This window comes from Ventrimonas faecis, assembly GCF_040096075.1.
In the GTDB taxonomy this organism is placed as follows: domain Bacteria; phylum Bacillota; class Clostridia; order Lachnospirales; family Lachnospiraceae; genus Brotaphodocola; species Brotaphodocola faecis.
Map to the genome: position 1 here is coordinate 1 of NZ_JBBMFJ010000013.1, position 22939 is coordinate 22939.

Annotated in this window: 15 protein-coding genes; 3 read left to right on the plus strand and 12 right to left on the minus strand. The window is 52.1% G+C overall.

The annotated features are described in order from the left end of the window. Positions 1-93: 93 nt before the first annotated feature. The 3 genes from WMO41_RS07525 to rpoB all read right to left on the minus strand — a co-directional run bounded on the left by WMO41_RS07525 (position 94) and on the right by rpoB (position 9373). Positions 94-1509 (minus strand): polysaccharide deacetylase family protein, encoded by a 1416-nt coding sequence (locus WMO41_RS07525; RefSeq protein WP_349229225.1) that lies wholly within the window; start codon positions 1507-1509, stop codon positions 94-96. 322 nt (positions 1510-1831) lie between these two features. Next, the gene (gene rpoC, locus WMO41_RS07530; RefSeq protein ID WP_349229226.1) at positions 1832-5497 is read right to left on the minus strand and encodes a DNA-directed RNA polymerase subunit beta'; all 3666 of its coding nucleotides are present in this window, start codon (positions 5495-5497) and stop codon (positions 1832-1834) included. Positions 5498-5515: 18 nt separating this feature from the next. Further along, positions 5516-9373: a DNA-directed RNA polymerase subunit beta gene (rpoB, locus tag WMO41_RS07535; RefSeq protein WP_349229227.1), complete on the minus strand. Its 3858-nt coding sequence runs from the start codon at positions 9371-9373 to the stop codon at positions 5516-5518. Between the two features lie 203 nt (positions 9374-9576). Here rpoB and WMO41_RS07540 point away from each other — a divergent pair, with 203 nt between their 5' ends. After that, positions 9577-10023 carry a hypothetical protein gene (locus WMO41_RS07540; RefSeq protein ID WP_177291551.1) on the plus strand — a complete coding sequence of 149 codons (447 nt, stop codon included), beginning with the start codon at positions 9577-9579 and terminating at the stop codon, positions 10021-10023. A 61-nt stretch (positions 10024-10084) separates the two neighbouring features. Here WMO41_RS07540 and WMO41_RS07545 read toward each other — a convergent pair whose 3' ends face one another. Genes WMO41_RS07545 through WMO41_RS07555 form a run of 3 tightly spaced genes read right to left on the minus strand, consistent with a single transcriptional unit; the run spans position 10085 to position 12416 of the window. Further along, positions 10085-10525, minus strand: coding sequence for a YwiB family protein (locus tag WMO41_RS07545; protein ID WP_349229228.1), 441 nt, complete (start codon positions 10523-10525; stop codon positions 10085-10087). 5 nt (positions 10526-10530) lie between these two features. Then, positions 10531-11352 carry a glutamate racemase gene (gene murI / locus WMO41_RS07550; protein ID WP_349229229.1) on the minus strand — a complete coding sequence of 274 codons (822 nt, stop codon included), beginning with the start codon at positions 11350-11352 and terminating at the stop codon, positions 10531-10533. A 5-nt stretch (positions 11353-11357) separates the two neighbouring features. Beyond that, positions 11358-12416: a D-alanine--D-alanine ligase family protein gene (locus WMO41_RS07555; protein WP_349229230.1), complete on the minus strand. Its 1059-nt coding sequence runs from the start codon at positions 12414-12416 to the stop codon at positions 11358-11360. A 118-nt stretch (positions 12417-12534) separates the two neighbouring features. Between WMO41_RS07555 and WMO41_RS07560 the strand changes: the two genes are divergently transcribed. Next, the gene (locus tag WMO41_RS07560; RefSeq protein ID WP_349229231.1) at positions 12535-13227 is read left to right on the plus strand and encodes a stage II sporulation protein R; all 693 of its coding nucleotides are present in this window, start codon (positions 12535-12537) and stop codon (positions 13225-13227) included. A gap of 3 nt (positions 13228-13230) precedes the next feature. On the opposite strand, the gene WMO41_RS07565 is transcribed toward WMO41_RS07560, so the two are convergent. Genes WMO41_RS07565 through WMO41_RS07585 form a run of 5 tightly spaced genes read right to left on the minus strand, consistent with a single transcriptional unit; the run spans position 13231 to position 20550 of the window. Further along, positions 13231-14421, minus strand: a complete 1191-nt coding sequence (locus tag WMO41_RS07565) for a TolC family protein (protein ID WP_349229232.1) — start codon at positions 14419-14421, stop codon at positions 13231-13233. Positions 14422-14434: 13 nt separating this feature from the next. Further along, on the minus strand, positions 14435-15601 hold the full coding sequence (locus WMO41_RS07570) for a TolC family protein (RefSeq protein WP_349229233.1): 1167 nt from the start codon (positions 15599-15601) through the stop codon (positions 14435-14437). A 28-nt stretch (positions 15602-15629) separates the two neighbouring features. Continuing rightward, positions 15630-18671: an efflux RND transporter permease subunit gene (locus WMO41_RS07575; protein ID WP_349229234.1), complete on the minus strand. Its 3042-nt coding sequence runs from the start codon at positions 18669-18671 to the stop codon at positions 15630-15632. Between the two features lie 27 nt (positions 18672-18698). Next, positions 18699-19868 (minus strand): efflux RND transporter periplasmic adaptor subunit, encoded by a 1170-nt coding sequence (locus WMO41_RS07580; protein ID WP_349229235.1) that lies wholly within the window; start codon positions 19866-19868, stop codon positions 18699-18701. A gap of 52 nt (positions 19869-19920) precedes the next feature. Next, a complete protein-coding gene (locus tag WMO41_RS07585) occupies positions 19921-20550 on the minus strand; it encodes a TetR/AcrR family transcriptional regulator (protein WP_349229236.1) in 630 nt (209 codons plus the stop codon). A gap of 296 nt (positions 20551-20846) precedes the next feature. On the opposite strand from WMO41_RS07585, the gene WMO41_RS07590 reads away from it, so the two are divergent. Next, entirely contained in the window at positions 20847-21770 is a 924-nt protein-coding gene (locus WMO41_RS07590; RefSeq protein ID WP_349229237.1) for a LysR family transcriptional regulator, read from the plus strand. 94 nt (positions 21771-21864) lie between these two features. Here the strand turns inward: WMO41_RS07590 and WMO41_RS07595 are convergent, their stop codons facing one another. Next, a complete protein-coding gene (locus tag WMO41_RS07595) occupies positions 21865-22908 on the minus strand; it encodes a tripartite tricarboxylate transporter substrate binding protein (protein ID WP_349229238.1) in 1044 nt (347 codons plus the stop codon). Positions 22909-22939: the final 31 nt, after the last annotated feature.

Sequence of the window (22939 nt, forward strand, 5' to 3'; positions counted from 1 at the left end):
CGCCGGGCTTTTCGAAGCTCGGCGTTTTGTGTTGGATATATAAAATGAGCTGCCGCACGTTAGTGCGACAGCCCCTTTTATCTGTTTTCGTATTTAATTTGCGCTTAACGGACGAAACTGGGAATAACTCTTTCCCGGGATCATACCGCCCCGGTACGAGGCCAATTCGCTGACCGTTACTAACTGGAATCCACGGCTTACCAGCTCTGGAATGATGGTCTCACTGGCATCCCCGGTCGCGTCATACAGATCATGCATCAGAATGATGTCTCCATCCTTTACGTTCTCAAGCACTGTCTGGATCGTCTGGGAAGCATCCCGGGTTTTCCAGTCCAGGGTATCAACGCTCCAGAGAATAGCCGGCATGGAAATCGCGCCTGCTATGTTCATGCCTTCCACGGTTTTCGCTCCGCCACAGGGACGCATCAGCACCGGAGAAATGCCGCAGGCATCCGAAACCGCCTGATTCGTTGCCACCAGCTGATTCGCCAGATCGGTCGGGGATACCTTGGTCATCAGCGTATGGTCAAAGGTGTGGTTTGCTACCTCGCAGCCCTGGGATACCATCTGTTTTAACACATCCGGGCTCTTAATGACCTTCTGCCCCACCATAAAGAAGGTAGCACGGCCACCGTTATCCTGCAGGCACTTTAAGATCCGCGGGGTTACCGTCGGCGACGGGCCGTCATCGTAGGTCAGTGCCACCATTGGCCGGTTCGGATCAATATTTCCCGCATAAACCTCGCTGCCGGTCCGCTTCACTACAGAAATCCGCACACCGTCTACGTGAAGTCCCACGCCAACCGCTCCGGCTTCCGTTCCGTCCGAAACCCAGTCGGTCCATTGGGAATCCTGCAATACACTGTAAAGCACCTCATAATAGGTCCCCAGGTCGCCAGTCAGTTCCATGGCAATGCCCTCCAGCGGCGCGCTGCCAGCTGAATCTCCTGCCTCATTTCCATCTTCCTGCCAGTCCAGCCAGCCGGTGCCGCTTAAGTTCACCCGGTAGCGGATGGTGCCGCTCATGCCCTCCGGCTGTCCGCTTAAGGTTGCGCGAATCGCTGTGATGTAAGAATTTGCCGGTGCCATGCTGTAGGAATTATCCGCGAAGAAATGGCTCCAGCCAACTCCGTTTGCAGCAATTCCATAAATGGCCCCCATATCCGGCAGAGATGCCAGGTATGCCTGCTTTTCCTCGGCAGCCCGGCTTTCCTCCTCTGCCGCAGAAGCGCTCATGCTTTCCTGCAAAGCCGCAGCCTCCACAGCCGCCTTCTCCGCCTTCCGCTTCCGTACCGCCCCGGAAACCGCAGCCACCAGCACTCCCGTCAGAATGCAGATCGCAAGCAGGCCCAGAAGCAGAATCCGTCTGCGGCGGCGCATCAGCTTCATCTTCCGTGCCTTCCTCGCCCGCATCTCCCGGATTTCCCGCTCACTAAGCGGACGTCCCGCCCTCTGGCCAGGGTGCTGCGGTGCGTTTCCACCTGTATTTCTTCCAGAATTCCTGTTCAAATTCGAATTCTCTCCCCCACGTAACTGACTCATACAATACCCATACTTTCTACAAACTGTTACCGATCATGCACCGTACAAACACCAACGCACATTAATCATATCAAACCTCACCACGCATCTGCGCCCCCAAAGTTCTCACACAGCCAATACCGCAGGGCAAGTAAGAAAACGACTTCCGGTATTTTCAGCATATCAAGATGCAAACAACGATATGTGAAAATATAGGAAGTCGTTTTCTTACATGCCTGGACCTTCTGATACTACTGTCAGGCTATATTAACTTTTTGTAACTGTTCAGTACCCTCACAGTTACAACTTTTTACTCTTCGCTGTCGTCGATGTCGAACACTTCCGGAGCCTCGTCCGCCATGTCGCCATCTTCTTCATTGTCTCCGGACAGCAGGATTTCATCGTCATCCTCCAGAGCAATCTCATCCTGCGGCTCTACATCTGTGTTGAGCTTTACAGAACGGTAACGCTTCATACCGGTACCAGCCGGAATCAGCTTACCAATGATGACGTTCTCCTTCAGACCGATCAGATGGTCAACCTTACCGTTGATAGCCGCCTCGGTCAGAACCTTGGTGGTCTCCTGGAAGGATGCTGCAGACAGGAAGGAATCGGTAGCCAGGGATGCCTTGGTAATACCAAGCATAACCTGCTTGCCCTCTGCCGGCTGCTTGCCCTCTGCGATCAGAGCCTCGTTCATCTCGTTGAAGTCCAGAACATCCATGGATACGCCCGGCAGCACATCGCTGTCGCCGCTCTCTTCGATGCGGATTTTCTTTAACATCTGACGAACGATCATCTCAACGTGCTTATCGTTGATTTCTACACCCTGCAGACGGTATACACGCTGTACTTCCTGGATCATGTAATCCTGTACGGCGCGGACGCCCTTGATCTTTAAGATGTCGTGCGGGTTTACGCTACCTTCGGTCAGCTCGTCACCTGCCTCGATTACCTGCTCATCCTGAACCTTGATTCTGGAACCGTACGGGATCAGATAGGTCTTTGAGTTGCCGGTCTCCGGATCAGTAACTACGATCTCACGTTTCTTCTTGGTATCTTTCAGGGTTACAACACCGCCGAACTCGGTGATGATTGCAAGACCCTTCGGCTTACGAGCCTCGAACAGCTCCTCTACTCGAGGAAGACCCTGTGTGATATCTCCACCTGCTACACCGCCGGTATGGAAGGTACGCATGGTCAGCTGGGTACCAGGCTCACCGATGGACTGTGCAGCGATGATGCCGACTGCCTCACCAACCTGTACCGGCTGGCCGGTTGCCATGTTGGCACCATAACATTTTGCGCAGACACCAATGTGAGACTTACAGCTAAGGACGGTACGGATCTTGACAGAGTCACGGCCCATCTTGTTCAGCGCCTTCATAACAGCAGCTGCACGTTTCGGAGTACACATATGGTTTGCTTTTACAACCACTTCTCCAGTCTCCGGATCGGTGATGGTCTCAGCGATGTAACGGCCGGTGATACGCTCCTCCAGGCTCTCGATGGTCTCTTTGCCATCGGTGAATGCCTTGATCTCCATGTACGGGATATCCTTGCCTTCGCAGCAGTCTACCTCACGTACGATCAGATCCTGGGATACGTCTACCAGACGACGGGTAAGGTAACCGGAGTCTGCGGTACGCAGCGCGGTATCGGACATACCCTTTCGTGCACCATGAGCGGAGATGAAGTACTCCAGTACGTCAAGACCCTCACGGAAGTTGGATTTAATAGGAAGCTCGATGGTGTGACCGGTTGTATCTGCCATAAGTCCACGCATACCTGCCAGCTGCTTGATCTGCTTATCAGATCCTCGCGCACCGGAGTCTGCCATCATGAAGATGTTGTTGTACTTATCCAGACCGCCTAACAGGTCTTTGGTCAGCTGGTCATCGGTAGTCTTCCAGGTATCGATAACCTCTTTATAACGCTCTTCCTCGGTGATCAGGCCACGGCGGAAGTTCTTTGCGATGCGGTCAACGGTTGCCTGAGCGTCTGCCAGAAGCTGCGGTTTGGATGCCGGCACGGTCATATCCGCGATGGATACGGTCATGGCTGCTCTGGTAGAATACTTGTAACCGATTGCCTTGATATCATCCAGGGTAACAGCAGTCTGGGTAGCGCCATGCACGTTGATGACTTTCTCCAGAATCTTCTTTAACTGCTTCTTACCTACATGGAAGTCAACCTCAAGTACCAGCTCGTTACCCGGAACGCTTCTGTCAACGAAGCCCAGATCCTGCGGGATGATCTCGTTGAAGATGAAACGGCCAAGGGTAGACTCTACAACACCGGTCTTCTCGGTGCCGTCCGGCATGGTCTTGGTTACTCTTACTTTGATGCGGGAGTGCAGGGTCACAGCAGCGTTCTCATATGCAAGAATTGCCTCGTTCACGCTCTTGAAGATCATGCCCTCACCAACAGCGCCTGGGCGCTCCTGGGTCAGATAGTAGATACCAAGTACCATATCCTGGGAAGGAACGGCTACCGGGCCACCATCAGACGGCTTTAACAGGTTGTTCGGAGACAGGAGCAGGAAACGGCACTCAGCCTGTGCTTCCTGGGAAAGCGGAAGATGTACTGCCATCTGGTCTCCATCGAAGTCTGCGTTGAACGCGGTACATACCAGCGGATGCAGCTTGATTGCCTTACCCTCTACCAGGATCGGCTCGAAGGCCTGAATACCCAGTCTGTGCAGGGTAGGTGCACGGTTTAACATAACCGGATGCTCTTTGATGACATCCTCAAGTACGTCCCATACCTCGGACTGCAGACGCTCTACCATCTTCTTCGCGCTCTTGATGTTGTGCGCGGTTCCGTTCTGAACAAGCTCCTTCATAACGAACGGCTTGAACAGCTCGATTGCCATCTCCTTCGGGAGACCGCACTGGTAGATCTTCAGCTCCGGTCCAACGACGATAACGGAACGTCCGGAATAGTCAACTCGTTTACCGAGCAGGTTCTGACGGAAACGTCCCTGCTTACCTTTCAGCATATCGGAAAGGGATTTCAGAGCACGGTTGCCAGGACCGGTTACCGGTCTGCCGCGGCGGCCGTTATCGATCAGGGCATCGACTGCCTCCTGCAGCATACGCTTCTCGTTGCGGACGATGATGTCCGGAGCGCCAAGCTCAAGCAGGCGGGCAAGACGGTTGTTACGGTTGATGATTCTTCTGTATAAATCGTTTAAGTCAGAGGTTGCGAAACGGCCGCCGTCCAGCTGTACCATAGGACGGATATCCGGCGGGATAACCGGAATTACGGTCATGATCATCCACTCCGGCTTGTTTCCGGAATTGCGGAATGCCTCTACAACTTCCAGTCTCTTGATGATTCTTGCACGTTTCTGGCCGCTGGACTCTTTCAGTTCGCGTTTGAGCATTTCAGACTCTTTCTCCAGATCAATGCTCTTTAAAAGCTCGAGAACAGCCTCGGCACCCATTCCGACACGGAAGTTGCCGTAGCCCCACTTCTCCACTTCTTCGCGGTACTCTTTCTCAGAGAGCACCTGCTTGTACTGCAGGCCGGTCTGACCTGCGTCCAGAACGATGTAGGACGCAAAATACAGAACCTTCTCCAGTACTCTCGGGGAGATATCCAGAATGAGACCCATACGGCTCGGGATACCCTTGAAGTACCAGATATGAGATACAGGAGCAGCCAGCTGGATGTGGCCGATACGCTCTCTGCGGACGCTGGACTTGGTTACCTCAACGCCGCAGCGGTCGCAAATTACGCCTTTGTATCTGATTTTTTTATATTTACCACAATGACATTCCCAGTCCTTACTCGGTCCGAAGATGCGCTCACAGAACAGACCGTCGCGCTCCGGCTTTAAGGTACGGTAGTTGATGGTCTCCGGCTTCTTTACCTCGCCGTGTGACCACTCCAGAATCTTCTCCGGGGAAGCCAGGCCAATTTTGATGGCATCAAATGTCAATGGCTGATAAGTTTCATTTGTCTCAGGCATGAGCGTTACTCCCTTCTATTATTCTTCATCAAAGGAATCGTCGGTGTAGTCGTCAGATTCCCCCTCGAAATCATCGCTGCTGTCATCGTCGCTCTCGACGCCAACCAGCTCGCCATCCTTGAACTCCTGCTGCTGATAGCCGTAGTCGCCAAAGGACTCGTCGCGGTTGTAGCGGCTGTCGCCCTCGATGATGTGACGCAGATCGGTCTCGCCGTAATCTACGTTCTCACCGATTTCAACCTCGGTTCCGTCGTCACGCAGTACGCTTACATCCAGACCCAGGGACTGCAGCTCTTTTAACAGTACCTTGAAGGACTCCGGAATACCCGGCTCAGGGATGTTCTCGCCCTTGATGATAGCCTCGTAAGTCTTCACACGTCCGACAACATCATCGGACTTCACGGTCAGGATCTCCTGCAGCGTGTAGGATGCGCCATACGCCTCCAGAGCCCAAACCTCCATCTCACCGAAACGCTGTCCGCCGAACTGTGCCTTACCACCCAGAGGCTGCTGGGTAACAAGGGAGTATGGGCCGGTGGAACGTGCATGGATCTTATCGTCAACCAGGTGATGCAGCTTCAGGTAGTGCATGTGACCGATGGTTACCGGGCTGTCAAAGTACTCGCCGGTACGTCCGTCACGCAGTCTTACCTTACCGTCGCGGCGGAGCGGAACGCCCTTCCACAGCTCACGGTGCTCCAGATGGGAGCCTAAGTAATCCATAACTTCCGGTTTCAGGGTATCTTTGTATTTCTCTTCAAACTCCTCCCAGGAGGTGTTTACATAATCGTTGGCAATTTCCAGGGTATCCATGATGTCTACCTCGTTCGCGCCCTCGAATACCGGGGTGGAAATGTTGAAGCCCAGTGCCTTACATGCAAGGCTTAAGTGCATCTCCAGGACCTGTCCGATGTTCATTCGGGAAGGTACGCCCAGCGGGTTCAGCACGATATCCAGCGGACGTCCGTTCGGCAGGAACGGCATATCCTCTACCGGAAGTACGCGGGAAACGACACCCTTGTTACCATGACGTCCTGCCATCTTATCACCTACAGAAATCTTACGTTTCTGAGCGATGTAGATGCGGACAGTCTGGTTTACGCCAGGAGCCAGCTCGTCGCCGTTCTCTCTGGTAAATACTTTTGCGTCGATGATGACGCCGTAAGCACCGTGCGGTACTTTTAAGGAGGTATCTCTTACCTCTCTTGCCTTCTCACCGAAGATAGCACGCAGCAGTCTCTCCTCTGCGGTCAGCTCAGTCTCACCCTTCGGGGTAACCTTACCAACCAGGATATCACCGGCACGAACCTCAGCGCCGATACGGATGATGCCTCTCTCGTCCAGGTCTTTTAACGCGTCGTCGCCGACACCCGGAACATCACGGGTAATCTCTTCCGGTCCGAGCTTGGTGTCACGGGCTTCTGCCTCATACTCCTCGATATGAACGGAGGTGTAGACATCTTCCATAACCAGTCTCTCACTTAAGAGAACCGCATCCTCGTAGTTGTAACCTTCCCAGGTCATGAATCCGATTAACGGGTTCTTACCAAGAGCGATCTCACCGTTGCTGGTGGACGGACCGTCTGCAATGACCTCGCCTGCCTCAACATGGTCGTTCTTGTAAACGAGCGGCTTCTGGTTGTAGCAGTTGGACTGGTTGCTTCGTGAGAATTTGATCAGATGGTAAACATCTTTCGCGCCGTTGTCATCTCTCTTGATGATGATCTCGTTGGAAGCGGAACGTTCAACAACGCCGGCATGCTTTGCAACAACGCAGACACCGGAGTCAACCGCAGCCTTGCCCTCGATACCGGTACCTACTGCAGGCGCCTCAGTTCTTAAAAGCGGAACAGCCTGACGCTGCATGTTGGATCCCATCAGAGCACGGTTCGCATCGTCGTTCTGAAGGAACGGGATCATGGAGGTTGCTACGGAGAATACCATCTTAGGAGATACGTCCATTAAGTCGATGGCTCTCTTCTGGAACTCGGAAGTCTCCTCACGGAAACGGCCGGCTACGTTGTTGTTTACGAAATGGCCTTCCTCGTCTAACGGGGTGTTTGCCTGTGCGACAACGAAGTTATCCTCTTCGTCTGCGGTCAGGTATACAACCTCATCGGTTACACGCGGGTTGGCCGGATCGGATTTATCTACAACACGGTACGGCGCCTCGATGAAGCCGTACTCGTTTACCTTTGCGTAGGTTGCAAGGGAGTTGATCAGACCGATGTTCGGTCCCTCAGGAGTCTCGATCGGGCACATACGTCCGTAATGGGTGTAGTGTACATCTCGAACCTCGAATCCGGCACGGTCACGGGACAGACCGCCAGGTCCCAGTGCGGAGAGACGTCTCTTGTGGGTCAGCTCAGACAGCGGGTTGTTCTGGTCCATGAACTGGGACAGCTGGGAGCTTCCGAAGAACTCCTTCACTGCTGCGGTGACCGGCTTGATGTTGATTAAGGACTGCGGAGTGATGCCGTCCATATCCTGGGTGGTCATACGCTCTCTTACCACACGTTCCATACGGGACAGACCGATGCGGTACTGGTTCTGTAACAGCTCACCAACGGCACGGATACGACGGTTGCCCAGATGGTCGATGTCGTCCGGGGTACCGATGCCGCCTTCCAGATGCATGTTGTAGTTGATGGAAGCGATGATGTCTTCCTTGGTAATGTGCTTCGGAATGAGCTCGGTGATGTTCTTATGAACCAGTTTCTTTAACTCTTCCTGGTCATCGCCAGCTTCTTCCAGAATAGTTTTTAATACCGGATAATATACTAATTCCGTAACACCGGCTTCCTTCGGATCGAAGTCCACGTAAGCTGCCAGGTCTACCATTAAGTTGGAAAGGACTTTGTAGTTGCGGTCCTCTGCCTGGATCATAACGAACGGAACAGCTGCGTTCTGCAGGGTGGTTGCCAGCTCTTTGTCGATCTTGGTGCCAGCCTCTGCCAGAATCTCTCCGGTGGTCTCATCTACCACATCCTCTGCCAGAATCTGGCCCTTGATGCGGTTTTTGAAGTGAAGCTTCTTATTGAATTTATATCTGCCGACTTTGGCCAGGTCATAACGACGCGGGTCAAAGAACATGCTGTTTAACAGGCTTTCTGCACTATCAACGGATAACGGCTCGCCCGGACGAATCTTGCGGTAGAGCTCTAACAGGCCATCCTGATAGCTCTCTGCAGTATCTTTTCCGAAGCTTGCCAGCAGTTTCGGCTCTTCGCCGAACAGATCAATGATCTCCGCGTTGGTGCCATAGCCCAGTGCACGCACCAGTACGGTTACCGGAACCTTACGGGTACGGTCTACACGAACGTAGAAGATATCATTGGAGTCGGTCTCATACTCCAGCCATGCACCACGGTTCGGGATTACGGTACAGGTATACAGTTCCTTACCGATCTTGTCGTGTCCGATTCCGTAGTAGATACCCGGGGAACGAACCAGCTGGCTTACGATAACTCGTTCAGCGCCGTTGATTACGAATGAGCCGGTATCGGTCATGAGCGGAAGATCTCCCATAAAGATCTCGTGCTCGTTGATCTCTTCTTTGTCCTTATTGTAAAGTCTTACCTTTACCTTTAAAGGTGCAGCGTAAGTTGCGTCGCGTTCTTTGCATTCTTCGATGTTGTATTTGACTTCATCCTTACATAATGTAAAATCAACGAATTCGAGGCTTAAATGACCTGCGAAATCGGAGATTGGGGAGATATCTTCAAATACTTCCTTTAATCCTTCATCGAGGAACCACTGATAGGAGTCTTTCTGAATCTCAATCAGGTTTGGCATCTCAAGAACTTCTTTCTGTCTTGAGTAGCTCATTCTAACGCTCTTTCCCGATGTTACCGGGCGCATTCTGCTTTTCTCCATTGACGTTTCACCCCTGTTTTCTAATCTAATTTCTGGCATATTTTTGGGCGCAAAAGGCCCAGAACGCCACAATAGTGCACACTCCATAATATCATACGTCTGTCAAGGTGTCAAGTTTTTCCTTGATTTTTTTTGCTGAAAATGCTATACTTTTCGTACAGGTGTGTCCTGTTACACAAAAGAACCTAATGGAGGTATGCCCCATGCAGACTTTTTTAAACGTTTTGCTGGTGATTCTGGTAATCGCAGTGATCGCTCTTGCGGTTCTGTACTTCTTAGGAAGAAAGCTCGAAAAGCGTCAGGTTGAGCAGCAGCAGCTTCTGGAGATGTCCAAACAGACTGTTTCCATGCTGGTCATCGACAAAAAGAAAATGAAGATCAAAGATTCCGGTCTTCCAAAGATCGTTTACGAGCAGACCCCGAAGTACATGCGCTGGGCAAAGGTTCCGGTTGTAAAGGCGAAGGTAGGTCCGAAGGTTATGACCCTGATGGCAGACGAGCGTGTATTTGCATCACTCCCGGTTAAGACCGAGGCAAAAGTGGTTGTAAGCGGTCTTTACATTACCGAGATCAAGAGTGTCCGCGGTGGAGCAATCCCGCAGGCACCGAAGAAAAAAGGTTTCTTTGCGAGATTTAAAAAAGAAAATTAAATCATGAAAGCAAAAAAGAAGAGGTAAGCGCGAAAGCGCCTGCCTCTTCTTTTTTAAGTTTTTATAATTCCAGCTTTGCGCAGCCCTTCGATGTCACATCCAGGACAATGCGGCAGTCGGAAACGTGATCGTAGTTGATATCGAGGGAATACTCCACTTCAACCTTTAAGTGATCATCCTCTTCCTCAAAGCCGATCCGGCTGGTGGTCATCTCCACCAGCATCTCTCCCATGGGGGTGGCATAGTGGGTCTGGGTCTTTTTGTCCACCTCAAACACCATATTGGCAGACACCGGTCCGCTCTTTTTAATCTCCAGCTTCCCAGGAGTCAGCTTCATGGTATTGCGGATGGTTCCGTCCATTCCTTCCATCACCTCATCGTAAATCAGGTAATGCTTGTTATTCTTCCAGAAGTAATCCCCTGCGGTGATCACCTCCACCACGCCCTCGTCGTCCTCCATGGCCTGGAGGCCGCTTAAGCGGATCAGTACGTCTCTTGTCATAACCCTCAGTATTCCTCAATGTTAATCTTCTTGGTTTCCTTTACATCCTCCGGCAGGATGGAGCTTGCGAAATCCGTAAATTTTTCTGCCAGGTCGCTGACGAAAAACTGGTGTTTTTCTCCGGCAAATGGCGCAAACGGATCACGGCTCAGGCCATTCTCCGCAAGAAGTCCCCGAAGTTCAATGGCCGTTTCGTAAGCCGGATTTACCAGCGTCACATCTTCTCCCATCAGGCGCCGCATGGTAGAGCGCAGAAGCGGATAATGCGTGCAGCCCAGCACCAGCGTGTCAATGTATTTTTCCTTCAGCACGCTTAAATAGCGGGACGCAACCTCATCCGTCACCGGATCGTGAAGCCATCCCTCTTCCACCAGCGGGCAGAACAGCGGACAGGACTTTCCAAATACCTGGATACCCGGTTTCATCTTTTTCATAACTTCGGTATAGATGCCGCTGCCAATGGTAGCCTCCGTTCCGATAACACCGATCCGCCCATTACGGGTAGACTCTACCGCAGTCCGGGCGCCGGCATTGATCACGCCGATGATCGGAATGTCCGATTCTGCTGCCACGGTATCCAGCGTCAGTGCCGTTGCCGTGTTGCAGGCAATGACGATGGCCTTGACCTCTTTGGTGCGCAGGAAGCGGATGATCTGGCGGGAATAACGCAGGATGGTGTCTCTTGACTTGCTTCCGTAGGGAACCCGGGCGGTATCTCCGAAATAGATGATCCGCTCATCCGGCAGCTGCCGCATGATTTCTCTCGCTACCGTCAGGCCGCCCACGCCGGAATCAAATACGCCAACCGGCGCGTTTCTGTCAATCATACTGCTTACCTCTCAAATGCCAGGTCGATGAGGCGGTCTACCAGCTCCGGCTTCGGGATGCCTGCTGCCTCCCAGAGCATCGGATACATGCTGATGGCGGTAAAGCCCGGCATGGTGTTGATCTCGTTGAAGATCACCTCGCCGTCGTTGGTGACAAAGAAGTCTACGCGGGACAGGCCGTAGCCGTCTACCGCGTTGAAGATCTTTGCTGCCGCCTCGCGGACCGCTTCCGCGGAATTGCCCGGAAGCTCCGGTCCAATGACGGTACGGGACTCTGCGTTGTTATACTTTGCGTCAAAATCATAGAACTCTGCTGCTGCCAGGATCTCACCGACGCCGGAAGCCTTTACCGGTTTCTGGCCGCCGCCAAGAACCGCGCACTCTACTTCATGGCCCACAATGGTCTCCTCCACCAGAATCTTGCGGTCATGCTTTGCAGCCTCTTTTAAGGCCGCGATCAGCTCCTTCCGGTTTTCTGCCTTATTGACGCCGCGGGAAGAGCCTGCGTTGGACGGCTTTACAAATACCGGGTACTGGAAGTGAGTCTCTACCGCTGCCACCGGGATATCCATATCTTTTTCCATCTCCCAGCGCATCACCGGAACGTATTTTGCCTGACGGATGCCCAGGGTATCTACGATGATCTTGGTGTACAGCTTATCCATGGATACTGCGGAAGCCAGCACGCCGCAGCCTACATACGGGATCTTTGCCAGCTCGAACAGGCCCTGAACGGTGCCGTCCTCGCCATAAAGGCCGTGGAGTACCGGGAATGCCACATCAATCTTCTCTTCTCTGGTCACGCCATTCTCGGTGATCAGGGCGCACTTCCTGGTTGCGTCCGGGGAGATAACGACATCCACCTTGCTCTCTCTCCAGGCACCGGAGCGGATATCCTCCACGCTGTCTGCCTTCACCCAGTGGCCTTCCTCGGTAATGCCGATGAGGAGCAGGTCGTATTTTTCTTTATCTATCTGGTCAATCACATTTGCCGCAGACACACAGGATACTACATGTTCCGAAGACTGCCCGCCAAACAGGACTGCAATTTTCTTTTTACCCATAACAGATTCCCTCTCTTTTCCAAAATATCTGATTAATTATAACATATCTGTCAACACTTAAGAAGTGACAGGGTACACAAGAATACAAAGAATTCCCTGGCAGAAGGAGGCTTTTTCCATGAAACCAAAATTCCGTGCACCTTCAGGTCCGCTCACACCGGATTACGCTCCTGCTGCACGCCGAATCCTGTTCTTATCTCTCCTTCTTCTTTTCCTGCTGCTTACCATGGGAAACCTGCAGAAAAGCCGGGAAGCACTGGCAGACCGCATTGCCCCTTCCATCCTGCGCTTCCACATTCTCGCCAACAGTGATTCCCGGGAGGATCAGGCCGTGAAGCTGGAGGTGCGCAGCTTTCTTCTCGACTATATTCACGACCGGCTGCTGGAAACCGCCGACAGCAAGGAAGCTGTCACCACCTGGCTTTCCGAAAACAAACGCAGTCTGGAAACCGCCGCCGACAGCTTTCTCACAGAGAAACAGGCTCCCTATCAGGCCCGCCTTGATCTGGAGCGCACCTGGTTTCCTACCCGCGTCTACGACGGCCTGGTCGTTCCCTGCGGCACTTACGATGCCGTCCGCGTGATTCTCGGAGACGGAAAAGGGCACAACTGGTGGTGTGTGCTCTACCCGCAGTTCTGCTTTCTGGATGAAGTCTGCAAAGAGATTCCGGAGGAGAGCCGAAAAGAGCTTCAGGAGAAACTGAATCAGGGCGATTATCCCCTGCTTGAGGATCACCGCCCTGATTTAAAAATTCAATTTTTCTTTTTCCCTTATCTGCAGCCGGCGCTGCCATCACACAATGCCGGCTGAATTTTATTCGACTGCTGCCAGGCCCTGAACACCCCAGTTGTAGGTTTCAATAGCCAGGCGCAGCGCGGTATCCGCGCTCTCATAGGAACTCTTTGCCTGATAATAGGAAATTTCGGTTCCAATATAATCAGACTCTCCGAGAAGTCCCATCTGGTACATGCGGGTATACTTGTCATGGGTCTTCTGGGCTGCCTGGAATCCGGCTTTTGCGCCTTCAAAGGCTTCTTTCTGTGTATACACATCGTTATACAGACGTTTCATCTCAATGGTCAGTTTCTGCTCGCCTTCCTCAATAATGCCAAGGCGGCCCTCAATGCTGGCATTGCTGGTACCCTTGGCAGAGGTACGCTGGCTGATCAGCGTAGTATTATTGCCGATGGCCTTCTTCGTGTCCTCTTCCAGGTTCATCTGGTCGATCAGCGACACATCGGTCTCCGGGATCGGAGCCAGCTCCGGGGAAGCATCCGCTGCCCATCCAGTCAAGGTGCAGAGGTTCGGCTTTAACTGCAGCAGTCCGCCATCCAGTGATGCCACGGAGCTCGCCGCGGAAAGCTGATTCGTCTGGGCCGTCAGGACCTCCTGATCGGTAGCCATGCCGAGGGCATGTTTGTTCACCGCAATCTGATACTGCTTTGCGTAAAGCTCCTGCAGTTTTTCCAGTGTGTTGCGCTGCTTTAACAAGGAATCATAGGTGATCATCAGGGACTGAGCCGCTTTCGTAATCTGCTTTTCGCCTTTCTGAATGCTGGCCACAGTTTTCTGGCTGTACAGATCCGTACTGCGCAGACCCGACGCAACCTTTCCAAGGATGATTTCCTGCATGGTGTAATTACCATAATTCATCATATTTCCCTGGTCTTTCGCGTCATCCTTCAGGCGTTTCATATTGCCGCTCAGGCTGTCCAGTTCCTGAATATTGCGGTCGAGCTTTTCTTTCGTTTCCCTCAGGTTTTTCCAGATTTCTGAAATGTTGCTGTTGTAGACATGCACCAGATCCGGGATTTCATCGTATTCCAGCACATTGTCCTGAAGTTTTGCCCAGGTTTCTGCATCATAGGTGTCCTCCGGGTTGCCGGTGACCGGGGCATACGCCGCAAACGCAGTCCCCGGCATTGCCGCAAGAAGCATGGTGCCGGCAAGCACCGCTGCTCCCACGCGTTTCAGATACGCCTTCCGGCTGCAATTTTTTCTCATCCTTCTCACCGCCTTATGATGCATTTGCCAGTCCGTTCAGTACCCACTCATAGGACTGGATTGCCTGAAGCAGGTTATACTTTGCAATCTGAGTCTGGATCACGGCAGAATCGTACGCATACTTTCTGTTCAGATAATCCAGTCTTCCGATCATGCCAAGATGATACTGGCGCTCCGTTGTCTGCATGCTCTTTTCCTGCAGCTGTGCCTGTGCCTCCTTCAGCTCCATGGATGCCTTCGCTGCCAGTACATTCTGATAGCTGCTGGTCACGGAAGCCCCGATGCTCTGGGTATCCTCGCGGATTGTCTTTTCCAGAGTTTCTTTTGTATCGCTGCTCTTTGCGTTTTCCAGTTTCCGCTTGTTTACCTTCATGGTATAGCTGTTCTCCACTGCCTGCTCTTTATCCACTGCAGGATTCATGGATGCGATCCGGTTCAGATCCGGATCCGGCAGCTCGCCGACCTCCGGCCGGTCATCGTGTTTCCAGCCCAGGGCAACAAACAGTTTTTCCTGATTGTTTTCAATGGTATTCTGGTCATCCAGAATTGCCTTGTTGGCATTTCTTAAGTTTTCCTCCGCAGACAGCACATCCACATCGGTTGCCATGCCAAGAGACTGCTGGGTCTGAACACTCTGATAGGTTTCATTTAACAGTTCCTGATTTTTCTGGTCCAGCTCCAGCTGCAGCTGATTTACATAATACGCGATCATCTGCTGCTGCGCATTGGAGGTCAGCATCGCCTCGGCGGAAGCATAATTATAGTAATAAGTCATATAATCATCCACTGCCTCATCGGCTGCTTTTCTCCAGTTATCAATCTGCATCTCGCTGGTTACAATGGCTGTCATGATCGTTGCGTAGGACGAATCATCCACATCCGGGTAGCTCAGGCTCGACTGCAGATCATCTGCCAGTTCCCGGTAACGGTTTGCCCACTCATCATTGCTTTCGCCGTAATCCTTGCGGAACTTGCTTAAGTCAATGGCATTTTTCTGGACGGTCGCATTGTATTCGTGGATCAGGTCCGCAATCTCATCATACTCGATCTTGTTATCCTGTAATCTGGCCCATTCCTCTGCGCTGCGGGAGAACTCCGGGCTGGCAAGCGCCGTCATCGGCGCCGCCGTCATCATCACTCCGGCCAGTCCCAGAGACAATGCCTGTTTTAATCGTTTCATCTAACATCCTCCGAAGCCGTCTGGCTTATTAATCATAATGGGGTTCCGGTTTGCGTTTTGGGCTCATGACCTCATAGTAGATCGGCAGCATTAACAGTGCCAGGATCGTGGAAGCCACCAGGCCGCCCACATCTACCAGGGCCAGACCCTGCATGCTCTTACCGCTGTCGCCGTAGGCCAGCGCCATCGGGATCATGGATACGACCGTGGTCAGGGTGGTCATCAGGATCGGGCGCAGACGGGTCGCGCCGGCCTCGATCAGGGCGGTGTCACGGTCCATCTCCGTACGGTACTGGTTTACGGTATCGACATAAAGAATACCGTTGTTAACTACCGTTCCGACTAACATCAGGAATCCCAGCAGGGATACCATACTGATCGGGCAGTCGGCCAGATACAGAAGTCCGAAGGAACCGATCAGGGAGAACGGGATGGTGGTCATAACCATCAGGGAGAACTTCGGAGACTCAAACTGTGCTGCCATGACTACGAAAATCAGGAAGATTGCCGTAATGATGGCAGTTCCCAGGTTTCCGAACTCCTCCTTCATGCTCTCATCCTGAGAGTTCAATCCACGGGTGATGGTCGGGGTCAGGTGCTTGCTTACTACTTCATTGTATAACTTGTTCTCAATCGCGTCGATCTGGCGGGCATCATCGGTCGGAACATCACCGGTAATGGTCACCTGATACTGCTTATCTTTTCTGGTGATAGTGTTCGGGCTATCCTGGAAGACAATGTCTGCCACATCTGCCAGAGCCACGGAGCCGCCTGCATTGTTTGCAAGGACGATGCCTTTTAATTTATCAATGGTGTCATACTCATCATCCGGGTACTCGACCATAACGCTGACATCCTCACCGTCTACGTTTAAGGTCGTTGCCTCTTTGCCGCCCAGCATGCTGCTGACGGTGCCGGCGATCTGGATCGGGGTGATATTCTCGGCATTGGCCTTCACCGCATCAATGTTCAGCTTGACAACCGGTGCCGCATTCTCCAGGGTACTGTGTACCTTGGAAACCTCCGGGCGCTCTAACAGCTCTTTGGTGATCTGGTCGGATACACTCTTCAGCTCATCGTACTGGGTACCCTGTAAAATGTACTCAATACCGGAGGTGCTGCTGGTCATGGTAGAAGAGGATGCCACATCCATAGAGATGTTCGCGCCTGCGATCTGGTTTAACAGCGGCTTCCACTCTTTGATGACCTCATTGGTCTCGCGCTTTCTGTCATCCTTTAAGTAGGCAGTCAGCGTTGCGCCGGAGCTGGTCATGGCAGACATACCGCTTCCGCCGGACGTTAACATGTAAGAATCCAGGTCTTCATCTGCAGTAACAATCTTCTCAACCTGCTCGTAAATCTTATCTTCCTCTTCCAGAGTCAGGCCCGGACGGGTCTCGATGGTAACGGAAATCTCGCCGGTATCATCGGAAACCATCAGCTCCATACGCAGCTGGGATGCCATCCAGAAGGCAGCCACCAGCAATGCGATGGAAGTGAAGATAACCGTTTTCTTTTTCGGAAGCAGCACCTTCATGATGCTGCGGTAGCCATTCTGCATGGCACGGATAATGCCTCCTACCGGAGAGTCTTCTTTCTCCTGCGGACGGTAGAAGCAGTAACACAGCGGAACGATGGTCATTGCGCTGATCAAGGATGCCACCATACAGAAGATGATGGTAAATCCTAACGGTTTAAACATCTGGCCGGTCAGACCCTGTAACAGAGCCAGCGGCAGGAATACAACACAGGTGGTCACGGTACCGCCGATGATGGACTGCAGCACAATGCCGCTTCCCTCCAGGGCAGCTTCCCGGTAACCCACAATGCCTTTTCCTTTGGTGGAACGGAAACAGCTCTCCAGCACTACGATGGAGTTATCTACCATCATACCAACACCGAGTACCAGGCTCGACAAGGTAACGACGTTTAAGGAGAAGCCCATGGCCTGGATCAGGATCAGGGCAGCCAGGATGGAGATCGGGATGGAAGTACCAACGATCAGGGATGCCTTGAGCTCACCGAAGAACAGGAAGATGATCAGCATGGAAACCACAACTGCCATCACCATGGTCTGCATAACGCTCTTTAAGGAAGAGTTGATCTCATCACTGGTATCACTTACGGTGATGATCTCCAGGTTTTCATCTGCATCCATCAGGTTCTTGATGGTTTTCTTTACTTCTTTGGAAACATCCACCGCAGATGCGCTCTGCTGTTTCTTGATACCGATGGAAATGGTATCCTCGCCGTTATAGCGGGCAATACTGCTTGCGTCCTCTTTCGCCATCTGTACGTTTGCGATATCGGACAGGTAAATGACATTGCCATTTCCCAAAGTCAGAGGAATGGACTTTAATAATTCTTCCGTATCATACTGGGTTCCGGCACTGACGGAAAGCTTCTGTCCGCCCACGATGGTATCGCCGGCCGGATAAGTGAAATCCGCGCTGCCGATGGCAGTAGCTACGGAAGCCAGATTTAAATGATACTGCTCCAGTTTTTCCGGAACCAGCTGTACTTGAATATACTCTTTCTGTCCACCGCTGATGCTGACATCGGTAACGGTGGTGATTTTCTCAAATTCCGGAACAATCTTGTTGTCTACATAGTTATAAAGGTCGGACTCAGCCTTGTTGTTGACCGCCAGGGACACGGTATCCATCTCATCGATGTTTAACTCCATGATCACCGGGGAGTTACAGTCATCCGGGAGATCTCCCTCCAGGGCGTCCATCTTCTTCTTTAAATCATCGTATGCTTCATCGATATCTTTACCGTAATCATACTGGATGATAACCAGAGATACGTTCTCCATGGAACGGGACTGAATGGTATCAACACCGCTCAGAGAACCAATCTCATTCTCGATCTTCGTACTTACCAGATCGTTTACATCCTCCGGGCTGGCTCCCGGATATACGGAATACACGATAAGTACCGGCATTTCCATGGTCGGCATCAGCTCCAGCTTCGCGCCAAGAACAGACTGAAGACCGAACACGATCAGGCACAGGATTACCATGACCACGGTAACCGGCCGCTTCAGGACTGATTTTGTTAATCCCATTGATGTTTTCCTCCTTCTGCTCTCACACTAGTTGCCGCTTGCTGCTGAGGTTTCTGCTGCCTCTGTACCCTCTGCCTGGTCTGCGCCCTGCGCGTCAGCAGAAGTCTCTGCTGCGTTTTCTCCTGCTGCCTGGGTATCTGCCGCAGCGTTCGGATCTGCCTTCTGTACCTGGGAACCCTCATACAGCTCGGAACTCCAGGTGGTGATCACTTCATCGGAAGCGTTGATACCGGAAAGGATCTGTGCCTTCTGAGAATCATATAAACCAACCTCGACCGGAACATAATGAACAGTTCCGTTGTCGTATGTATACACATAAGCATCGCCGCCGGAATAGTAAACGGCGTCAACCGGAATAGTCAGTACATTATCCGCACGGTCAGAAATGACGGAAAGCTTGGTGGTGGAACCAGTCGGAAGCGCGTCACCGTTTTCCACAGAAGCCTTTACCTTAAAGAGTCCGGTGGAATCATCGATCATGCTGCTGACCTCGTTGATGGTACCCTGGTAATCCGTGCCGTTCTTATCTACAGAAATCGGATCGCCCACATGCAGCTCGGCTACCACTTTCTCCGGAACCGAGAAGGTGATGGACTTGCTGCCCTCGCCGGAAATCACGGCCAGAAGCACCTGGGAAGCCACGTTGTCGTGAACCTCAACGTTGCAGGTCTCTACCTTACCGGAAATCGGTGCGGTCACGTTTGCAAACTCCACCTGATAATCATAATTCAGCTTTGCGGAATCGTATGCAATCTGGGCGTTCTTCGCCTGGGTCTGGGCCTGCTCAAATGCCACGCTGGCGATATCGCCTGCCGCAAACAGTGCCTGCTGACGGCCCAGGTTGGTGTTGGCATCGTTCATGGCCTGCTGCGCGGATTCCATCTGGAGTCTCGCTGCCTCCACCTGCTTGGTATCAATCTTGCAAATTGGCTGTCCCTCCTGCACCATATCACCGGCTTTTACGAACACGTCAGTAATCTCACCGGCTGCCTTCGGGTAAATGTAAACCACGTCAGACGGCTCTACCTTGCCCACCAGGCTGCGGTACAGCTCAATGCTTCCCATCTGCGGGTTCTCTACGTTTACTACCGGAATCAGGGTTTCCTCTTCCACCGGCTTCTTGCGCATTGCGCTGATGCCAGCCACAACCGCAATCGCCGCTACTACCACTCCTGCAATTACTACTTTCTTTTTCATAGCTGTCTCCTCTTATTTTCCACTTTTTATGATCGTGATTCTTTCATACTTATTACGAAATCAGGGCTCCATGCTTAATCACTTCCAGGGAATCCAGATAACGTTTCCGGATCTGATCCAGCTGATCCGGCTGCTCATAGTAAAAGCGCACCGCTAAGATCAGGGATGTAACCCCCAGCTGCAACACAACATTCAGTCCCTCCTCCGAACGTCTTGTAAACTGTTCCATGCGGATCCGCTTTGCGAGCCACTGGGTCATTTCTTCTTTTCCCGGGCTTCCCATGGGGGGTCTGTATCCGATTTCAAAGCCCATGGCCCTGGTATTCTCCTGGTAGGAGCAGACATTGCGCACCAGCTCGATCATCTCCTTCGACTCTTCCAGCTTGTGGATCGTAAACTCAAACAGCCACTCCAGCATGCCAAAGAGATCACCGCCATTTCTTTCCAGCTCCCTTTCGCAGCATTCCTGCATCTGTCTTGCATTGTCCTCAAAAATATAGCGGACCACATCCTGCTTATCTTCAAAATAGGTGTAAAAGCTTCCGCGGGAAATATCCGCGTTCTGGATGATCTGGTTGATGGAGGCCTTCTCAAAGGGAACTCGCGCAAATTCCTTGATGGCGGCCTGCCGGATCACCTGCTTTTTCGCTTCCGGAAGACGATAAAATCGTTCCGTAGGCATGTTAAGCACCTCCTCCCCGTTTCTCTTTTGTAAAAATAGTTCATATTGTTTATTTTATGACAATCTGTCACTTTTCAGTGTGACAATGTGTCATATTATAATGACAGCCTGTCACATTGTCAAGAGCTCCGGAAATATTTTATAAATTCTTTACGGTTTTCTAACGTTCTCCGTTAGAGTTCCGTTAAGACCTTTTTGAGAGCCGGCGCATTTTCTCATTTTGCTGTTACAATAAACTTGGAAATCCGTTTCTGAACTATGTGCAACGGTATGAAACAAAAATACGGAGGATGTCTATGGACACCAGACAAATTGAATATATCCTGAAAATTGCAGAAGAAAACAACATCACCAAAGCAGCAGAAAAACTGTTCATCACCCAGTCTGCCTTAAACCAGCAGCTCCTAAAACTGGAACGGGAACTGGGCACCCCGCTCTTCCAGCGCACCAAAAACAAATGGTGTCTGACGGATGCAGGGCGCATCTATGTGGAGGGCGCCAAAAAAATGATGCAGATCAAAAAAGATACCTACAACCAGCTCTACGACGTTTCCCGCCTGCGCAAGGGTCTTTTAAATATTGGCCTCTGCCCCGGCCGGGGGCTTGATATGTTCACTGCCATCTACCCGGAGCTTCACTGCACCATGCCAAACCTCACCGTGCGGCCTCTGGAAATGCGGGTATCCGCCCAGCAGGCTGCCATTGCCTCCGGGGAACTGGATGTAGGCTTTCAGGTTCTTTCCAGATCCGACTGGCAGAAGAACCAGTATGAAGTGCTCGGAAGCGAAGAGCTGATCGCCATCATCCCGGCTGGCCACCCGGTGGCGCAAAAAGCCGCCCCGCCGGGAGAACTCCTGGCCACACTGGATTTAAACGAGCTCCGTTACGAGCCCTTTGTACTGATGGACCGCAATTCCACGCTGCGCAGCCTCTGTGACCAGATCTTTGCCCGGAGCGATTTCCAGCCAAACGTCCTGTTTGAAAGCAACAACACCGCCGGTATTGTATCCCTGGTAAAATCCACCATCTGCTGCGGCATTGTTCCCTGGTACTATACAAGGATTCCATCAGATGAGCTGGCCTGTTTCCGTCTGCCGGGACATCCCACCTGGGACATTACCGTCAGTTACCCCACCACCGGCTACTTAAGCACCGGTGCCCGGGAATTCATCCGGCTCGCCAGTGAGTGGTGGAAAACGATCCAGCCGGATCAGATCTGAACATGATTCTCCTTTAACCCTAAAGGCCCCGCAAAAGCCGCCATCTCCGGCGGGCTTTCACGGGGCCTTTGCTTCTGTTTTGCTGGATCAGCTGTTATTGGTCGATGCTGTCCGCAATTTCCTTGATGGTATTGTAGATCTGCTCATCGTTCTTTGCGGAATCCTCTGCATTTAAGTAGTATGGCATCATATCTACATTTGCAACCGCCTCAGAAGCCGTCGGATCAGCCAGGATCTTCTGTACCAGATCTTCATAGTAGGCAATCACATCGTCTGAGGTATCTGCCGGGAAGTAGAAGGAGAAATCACAGTCCGGATATACCAGATCTATACCCTGCTCCTTTAAGGTCGGGATATCTTTGATCATATCATACCGCTCTTCGGTCGGAGCACCCAGGCAGGTAAACTGGCCTGCAGTCAGATAATCCTTACAGTTGATGTATGCGCCCGGCATCAGGTCAACCTGGCCGGAAAGCATTGCCGCAATCTTATCCGAGTTGGAGCCTACATCCACCAGATCCAGATCAATATCTGCCGCCTTCTCGAAGGCAAGCAGCTCGTAGTAGGTATATGCGCCAACCTCGGTGCATGCCTTTAACTGTCCCGGTGCTGCCTTTGCCGCAGCAATGAACTCGTCTAAGTCTTTATATTTCTCAGAGTTTACATACAGCTGCTGTGCCGGATCCTTTGCAAAGGTCGGGCCCAGCTTGAATGCCGTATAGTTGTAATCGGTAACGCCTGCGATATTGGCAACATTTACCAGATTGTGTCCATACAGAAAGGTCTGTCCGTCCGGAGCAGCTGCCAGGACCTGGTTTGCCGCTACAGAACCAGCTGCACCATTCGCGTTCACAACGATGAAGTCATGGCCGGTCAGCTCCTTTGCATATTGCGCGAATACACGGGCAGAAAGATCTGTGTTTCCGCCTGCGCCTGCAGGAACCACGATGGAAACCGTAGTGCTCGGTTCCCATGCAGAGCCGCCGGTGCTGCCGGAAGCATCTGCCTGACTGCCGTCCGCCGTTGTCGTATTTCCGGCTGCTGCCGCAGTTGTATCCGATGTGCTGCTGCCTCCGCATGCTGCAAGACTAAAAGCCATGGTTCCTGCCATAACGGCCATAACAAGTTTTTTCTTCATAATAAGTAAACCTTCCTCTTTCCGGGGTGCC

Bases quoted from the DNA above. Each gene is read 5' to 3' on its own strand.
- rpoC (WP_349229226.1), bottom strand. From the start codon at position 5,497: ATGCCTGAGACAAATGAAACTTATCAGCCATTGACATTTGATGCCATC.
- rpoB (WP_349229227.1), bottom strand. From the start codon at position 9,373: ATGGAGAAAAGCAGAATGCGCCCGGTAACATCGGGAAAGAGCGTTAGA.
- WMO41_RS07540 (WP_177291551.1), top strand. From the start codon at position 9,577: ATGCAGACTTTTTTAAACGTTTTGCTGGTGATTCTGGTAATCGCAGTG.
- WMO41_RS07545 (WP_349229228.1), bottom strand. From the start codon at position 10,525: ATGACAAGAGACGTACTGATCCGCTTAAGCGGCCTCCAGGCCATGGAG.
- murI (WP_349229229.1), bottom strand. From the start codon at position 11,352: ATGATTGACAGAAACGCGCCGGTTGGCGTATTTGATTCCGGCGTGGGC.
- WMO41_RS07555 (WP_349229230.1), bottom strand. From the start codon at position 12,416: ATGGGTAAAAAGAAAATTGCAGTCCTGTTTGGCGGGCAGTCTTCGGAA.
- WMO41_RS07560 (WP_349229231.1), top strand. From the start codon at position 12,535: ATGAAACCAAAATTCCGTGCACCTTCAGGTCCGCTCACACCGGATTAC.
- WMO41_RS07565 (WP_349229232.1), bottom strand. From the start codon at position 14,421: ATGAGAAAAAATTGCAGCCGGAAGGCGTATCTGAAACGCGTGGGAGCA.
- WMO41_RS07570 (WP_349229233.1), bottom strand. From the start codon at position 15,601: ATGAAACGATTAAAACAGGCATTGTCTCTGGGACTGGCCGGAGTGATG.
- WMO41_RS07575 (WP_349229234.1), bottom strand. From the start codon at position 18,671: ATGGGATTAACAAAATCAGTCCTGAAGCGGCCGGTTACCGTGGTCATG.
- WMO41_RS07580 (WP_349229235.1), bottom strand. From the start codon at position 19,868: ATGAAAAAGAAAGTAGTAATTGCAGGAGTGGTAGTAGCGGCGATTGCG.
- WMO41_RS07585 (WP_349229236.1), bottom strand. From the start codon at position 20,550: ATGCCTACGGAACGATTTTATCGTCTTCCGGAAGCGAAAAAGCAGGTG.
- WMO41_RS07590 (WP_349229237.1), top strand. From the start codon at position 20,847: ATGGACACCAGACAAATTGAATATATCCTGAAAATTGCAGAAGAAAAC.
- WMO41_RS07595 (WP_349229238.1), bottom strand. From the start codon at position 22,908: ATGAAGAAAAAACTTGTTATGGCCGTTATGGCAGGAACCATGGCTTTT.